This is a genomic window from Fibrobacter sp. UWB10, from assembly GCF_900182935.1.
GTDB classification, from domain to species: domain Bacteria; phylum Fibrobacterota; class Fibrobacteria; order Fibrobacterales; family Fibrobacteraceae; genus Fibrobacter; species Fibrobacter succinogenes_O.
On record NZ_FXUE01000010.1, the window covers coordinates 1 to 5084 of the forward strand.

Annotated in this window: 2 tRNA genes and 3 rRNA genes; all 5 read right to left on the reverse strand. The window is 57.5% G+C overall.

Annotated elements, in window-relative coordinates:
• Positions 1-11: 11 nt before the first annotated feature.
• Positions 12-126: ribosomal RNA gene (gene rrf, locus QOL41_RS14145) — 5S ribosomal RNA — on the reverse strand.
• Between the two features lie 107 nt (positions 127-233).
• Positions 234-3139 (reverse strand): 23S ribosomal RNA (locus tag QOL41_RS14150).
• A 176-nt stretch (positions 3140-3315) separates the two neighbouring features.
• Positions 3316-3388 (reverse strand) — tRNA-Ala (locus QOL41_RS14155).
• A gap of 8 nt (positions 3389-3396) precedes the next feature.
• Positions 3397-3470 (reverse strand) — tRNA-Ile (locus tag QOL41_RS14160).
• A 94-nt stretch (positions 3471-3564) separates the two neighbouring features.
• Positions 3565-5080: ribosomal RNA gene (locus QOL41_RS14165) — 16S ribosomal RNA — on the reverse strand.
• Together the 16S, 23S and 5S rRNA genes with 2 tRNA genes alongside form the textbook arrangement of a ribosomal RNA operon.
• Positions 5081-5084: the final 4 nt, after the last annotated feature.

Sequence of the window (5084 nt, forward strand, 5' to 3'; positions counted from 1 at the left end):
AAGGGGCGTGAATCCAGCGGCGACCTACTCTCCCGGGCCCGTAGGCCAGGTACCATCGGCGATGAGGGGCTTGACTTCCGTGTTCGGAAAGGGAACGGGTATGACCCCCTCTCGGTAACCGCTGAAACAATTCCTGCGGCGACAACTGTCGTCTGAAAAAGCTCTCTTGCACAGCCTTGAAGCTGGCGGGTCCGGGCTGCTCACGCAACCGATTGAACCAAATCGTTGAAAAGAAGGAAAAGCTCTACCGGGCTATTAGTACCGCTCGGCTCAACGTGTCGCCACGCTCACACCTGCGGCCTATCGACGTCGTAGTCTACGACGGCCCTACATGGGGTTGCCCCCGCGAGACCTGATCTTGGGAACGGCTTCACGCTTAGATGCCTTCAGCGTTTCTCCGATCCGTACACGGCTACCCGGCAATGCCGCTGGCGCGACAGCCGGTACACCGGAGGTACGTCCGTCCCGGTCCTCTCGTACTAAGGACAGCTTCCCTCAAGTCTCGAACGCCCACACCGGATAGGGACCGAACTGTCTCACGACGTTCTGAACCCAGCTCGCGTGCCGCTTTAATTGGCGAACAGCCAAACCCTTGGGACCTTCTCCAGCCCCAGGATGCGACGAGCCGACATCGAGGTGCCAAACCTCCCCGTCGCTATGAACGCTTGGGGGAGATCAGCCTGTTATCCCCAGAGTACCTTTTATCCATTGAGCAACGGCCTTTCCACGCTGTACCGCGGGATCACTAAGCCCTACTTTCGTACCTGCCCGGCGTGTCCGCCTCGCAGTCAAGCTCCCTTATGCCTTTATGCTCTTCGCGCGATTGCCGACCGCGCTGAGGGAACCATTGGATGCCTCCGTTACCTTTTAGGAGGCGACCGCCCCAGTCAAACTGACCATCAGACACGGTCCCTGTCCCGGATGACGGGACGAGGTTAGATCTCAAAGCGCGCAAGGGTGGTATTTCAAGGGCGGCTCCGCGACGACTGGCGTCGCCGTTTCAAAGCCTCCCACCTATCCTACACATGCGGGCCCTAAAACCAATGTCAAAATACAGTGAAGGTTCATGGGGTCTTTCCGTCCAGGTGCGGGTTGCCGGCATCTTCACCGGCACTGCAATTTCGCCGAGTCCCGGGAGGAGACAGTGCAGAAGTCGTTACACGATTCGTGCAGGTCGGAACTTACCCGACAAGGAATTTCGCTACCTTAGGACCGTTATAGTTACGGCCGCCGTTTACCGGGGCTTCGATTCAGGGCTTCGCTTGCGCTGACCCCTCCTGTTAACCTTCCGGCACCGGGCACGTGTCAGACCATATACGTCCACTTGCGTGTTAGCATGGCCCTGTGTTTTTGGTAAACAGTCGCTTCTGCCGTTTCCCTGCGACCTCCAACCGCTTTCCACTGTTCATGGTGACAGTCGGAGGCTCCCCTTATCCCGAAGTTACGGGGTTGATTTGCCGAGTTCCTTCTCCCGAGTTGTCTCGAGCACCTTAGGCTATTCGCCTCGTCCACCTGTGTCGGTTTACGGTACGGGCCCACATTCGCTCCCTTAGGGGTTTTTCCTGGCACGGGCCCACGCGACTCCCACTCCGGCCGAAGCCTTCGTAGGGTCCGGAGCCTGGGGCATGTACCGGGGGGATTTGCCTCCCCGGAGCCTTGCACTCCATCCGCGGCATCCGTCAGCCGCTACGCGCTGTCCCATGCGTCGCCCCGTCGGTAGTGACGCTTACTGTGGGGTTCCGGAATGTTGACCGGATTGTCATCGGCTACGCCTCTCGGCCTCGTCTTAGATCCCGACTGACCCCGGGAGGATTATCCTTGCCCGGGAACCCTTGGACTTACGGTGTGCGGGTTTTTCACCCGCATTTTCGCATACTCATGCCAGCATTCTCGTTTCCGGTACCTCCAGCGGGCATCGCCACCCGCCTTCCCAGGCCTGCGGAACGCTCTCCTACCACTCGCATTGCTGCGAGTCCACGACTTCGGTGACGTGCTTAGTCCCGATCATTTTCGGCGCGGGGTCGCTTGACCAGTGAGCTATTACGCTTTCTTTAAAGGGTAGCTGCTTCTAAGCTAACCTCCTGGCTGTCTGTGCAACCCCACATCCTTTTCCACTCAGCACGTACTTGGGGACGCTTAGTCGGTGGTCCGGGTTGTTTCCCTTTCGTCCGCTGATCTTATCACCCGCGGGCTGTCTGCCATGCACCACGTTCACGGTATTCGGAGTTTGATAGGGTTTGGTAAGCGGGTGTGCCCCCTAGTCCTTCCAGTGCTCTACCCCCGTGAAGCTATTCATGACGCCATACCTAAATATGTTTCGGAGAGAACAAGCTATCGCCCAGTTTGATTGGTCTTTCGCTCCTACCCACAGCTCATCCGGACACGTTTCAATGTATATCGGTTGGGCCCTCCACGGAATGTTACTTCCGCTTCAGCCGGGCCATGGGTAGATCACTAAGGCTTCGTGTCTGCCGCGTACGACTGGTCGCCCAGTTGAGACTCGCTTTCGCTTCGGCTCCGCGCCTGAGGCGCTTAACCTCGCCGTACGCGAGCAACTCGCTGGCTCATTAAACAAAAGGCACGCCGTCAGAAGGATGAATCCTTCCTCCGACAGAATGTATGCACGCGGTTTCAGGCGCTCTTTCACTCCCCTCTCGGGGTGCTTTTCACCTTTCCCTCACGGTACTGTGCACTATCGGTCATCAGCTCGTATTTAGCCTTGGAGGGTGGTCCCCCCGTCTTCAGGCAGGATTTCACGTGTCCCGCCCTACTCTTCGACGGCCGAACAGTTCGTTATGTCTACAGGCCTGTCACCTGCTGTGGGGGGGCTTTCCATCCCGCTTCGACACACTTCCCTGCTACGGAACCCGTCTGGGCTGCTCCCCTTTCGCTCACCACTACTGAGGGAATCTCGGTTGATTTCTTTTCCTCCGGGTACTGAGATGTTTCAGTTCCCCGGGTTTGCCTCCGCTGGACTATGTATTCGTCCAGAGGATACGCTTGCGCGTGGGTTTCCCCATTCGGAACCGCGGTAGTCAAAGGCCCTTTGCGCCTCGTACCGCACTTTCGGGGCTTGGCCCGTCCTTCGTCGCCGGCTGATGCCAAGGCATCCCCCGCGTGCATTCCTTCGCTTAAATCCTGTTTTCCAGCGATTCAGCTCGATCTATTGCTGCATGAGCAGCTCGAATCCACCATTGATTCTTGGTGCTTCAAGTCACTCTGTGCTTGTTGCTTTTTCGTATGTTGTCGCCAAAGTTTTCAATCTGCGTTCCGTCGCTCGGACGGACTCTCTTCCTGCGCCCGGGGGCGCTTTCCTGGAGCTAAGGAGACTCGAACTCCTAACATCCAGCTTGCAAAGCTGGCGCTCTACCAGTTGAGCTATAACCCCGAAAGGTATGGGCCTGAATGGACTTGAACCATTGACCCCCGCCTTATCAGAGCGGTGCTCTAACCAGCTGAGCTACAGACCCGGGCCCTAAAGGAACCGGAGATGTGCTTCATGTGACGGACTGTCAAAAAACGTATTAACAGGTGGTCGGACATGGTGTCCGATGTTTACTCCTTAAAGGAGGTAATCCAGCCGCACCTTCCGGTACGGCTACCTTGTTACGACTTAGCCCCAGTCAGAGGTCTCGCTTTAGGCGCTGGCCCCCCTTGCGGGTCGGCATCGCGACTTTGAGCGCTCCCTCCTTCCATGGCTTGACGGGCGGTGTGTACAAGGCCCGGGAACGTATTCACCGTGGTGTGCTGACCCACGATTACTAGCGATTCCAGCTTCACGGAGTCGAGTTGCAGACTCCGATCCGAACTGAGGACGGCTTTGAGGATTGGCTCCGCCTCGCGGCGTTGCGACCCATTGTACCGCCCATTGTAGCACGTGTGTAGCCCAGGATGTAAGGGCCATGAGGACTTGACGTCATCCACACCTTCCTCCGGGTTGTCCCCGGCAGTCTCTCCAGAGGGCCCCCTTGCGGGTGGCAACTGGAAACGTGGGTTGCGCTCGTTGCGGGACTTAACCCAACATCTCACGACACGAGCTGACGACAGCCATGCAGCACCTGTGCGGAACGTGTATTGCTACAAACGGCGATCTCTCGCCGCGGCGTTCCCATGTCAAACCCTGGTAAGGTTCTGCGCGTTGCTTCGAATTAAACCACATGCTCCACCGCTTGTGCGGGCCCCCGTCAATTCCTTTGAGTTTCATACTTGCGTACGTACTCCCCAGGCGGCATACTTAACGCGTTGGCTACGGTACCCGCGGCGAACCGCGGACACCCAGTATGCATCGTTTACGGTGCGGACTACCAGGGTATCTAATCCTGTTTGCTACCCGCACTTTCGAGCATGAGCGTCGATAAGTCCCCAGCAAGCTGCCTTCGCCATCGGTGTTCTTCCTGATCTCTACGCATTCCACCGCTACACCAGGAATTCCGCTTGCCCCTGAACTATCCAAGAAACCCAGTTCGGACTGCAGGTCCGGGGTTGGGCCCCGGTATTGTACAATCCGCTTGAGCTTCCGCCTGCGCTCCCTTTACGCCCAGTGATTCCGAACAACGCTTGCACCCCTCGTATTACCGCGGCTGCTGGCACGAAGTTTGCCGGTGCTTCCTCTCGAGGTACATTCAACTGAGCCGAAACTCAGCCTTATTCCCTCACGACAGTGGTTTACACACCGAAATGCTTCTTCCCACACGTGGCGTTGCTGCATCAGGGTTTCCCCCATTGTGCAATATTCCCTACTGCTGCCTCCCGTAGGAGTCTGGGCCGTATCTCAGTCCCAATGTGGCCGATCACCCTCTCAGGCCGGCTACCGATCGTCGCCTTGGTGGGCCGTTGCCCCGCCAACTAGCTAATCGGACGCAAGCTCATCCCCTGCCGATAAATCTTTTGTCAACCCCGGATGTCCAGGGCCACTATATCCGGTATTACCCGCGCGTTGGCACGGCTATTCCCGAGCAGGGGGCAGATTGCTTACGCGTTACTCACCCGTTCGCCGCTATGTATTGCTACACCGCTCGACTTGCATGTATAAGACACGCCACCAGCGTTCGTTCTGAGCCAGGATCAAACTCTTCATTAATTTT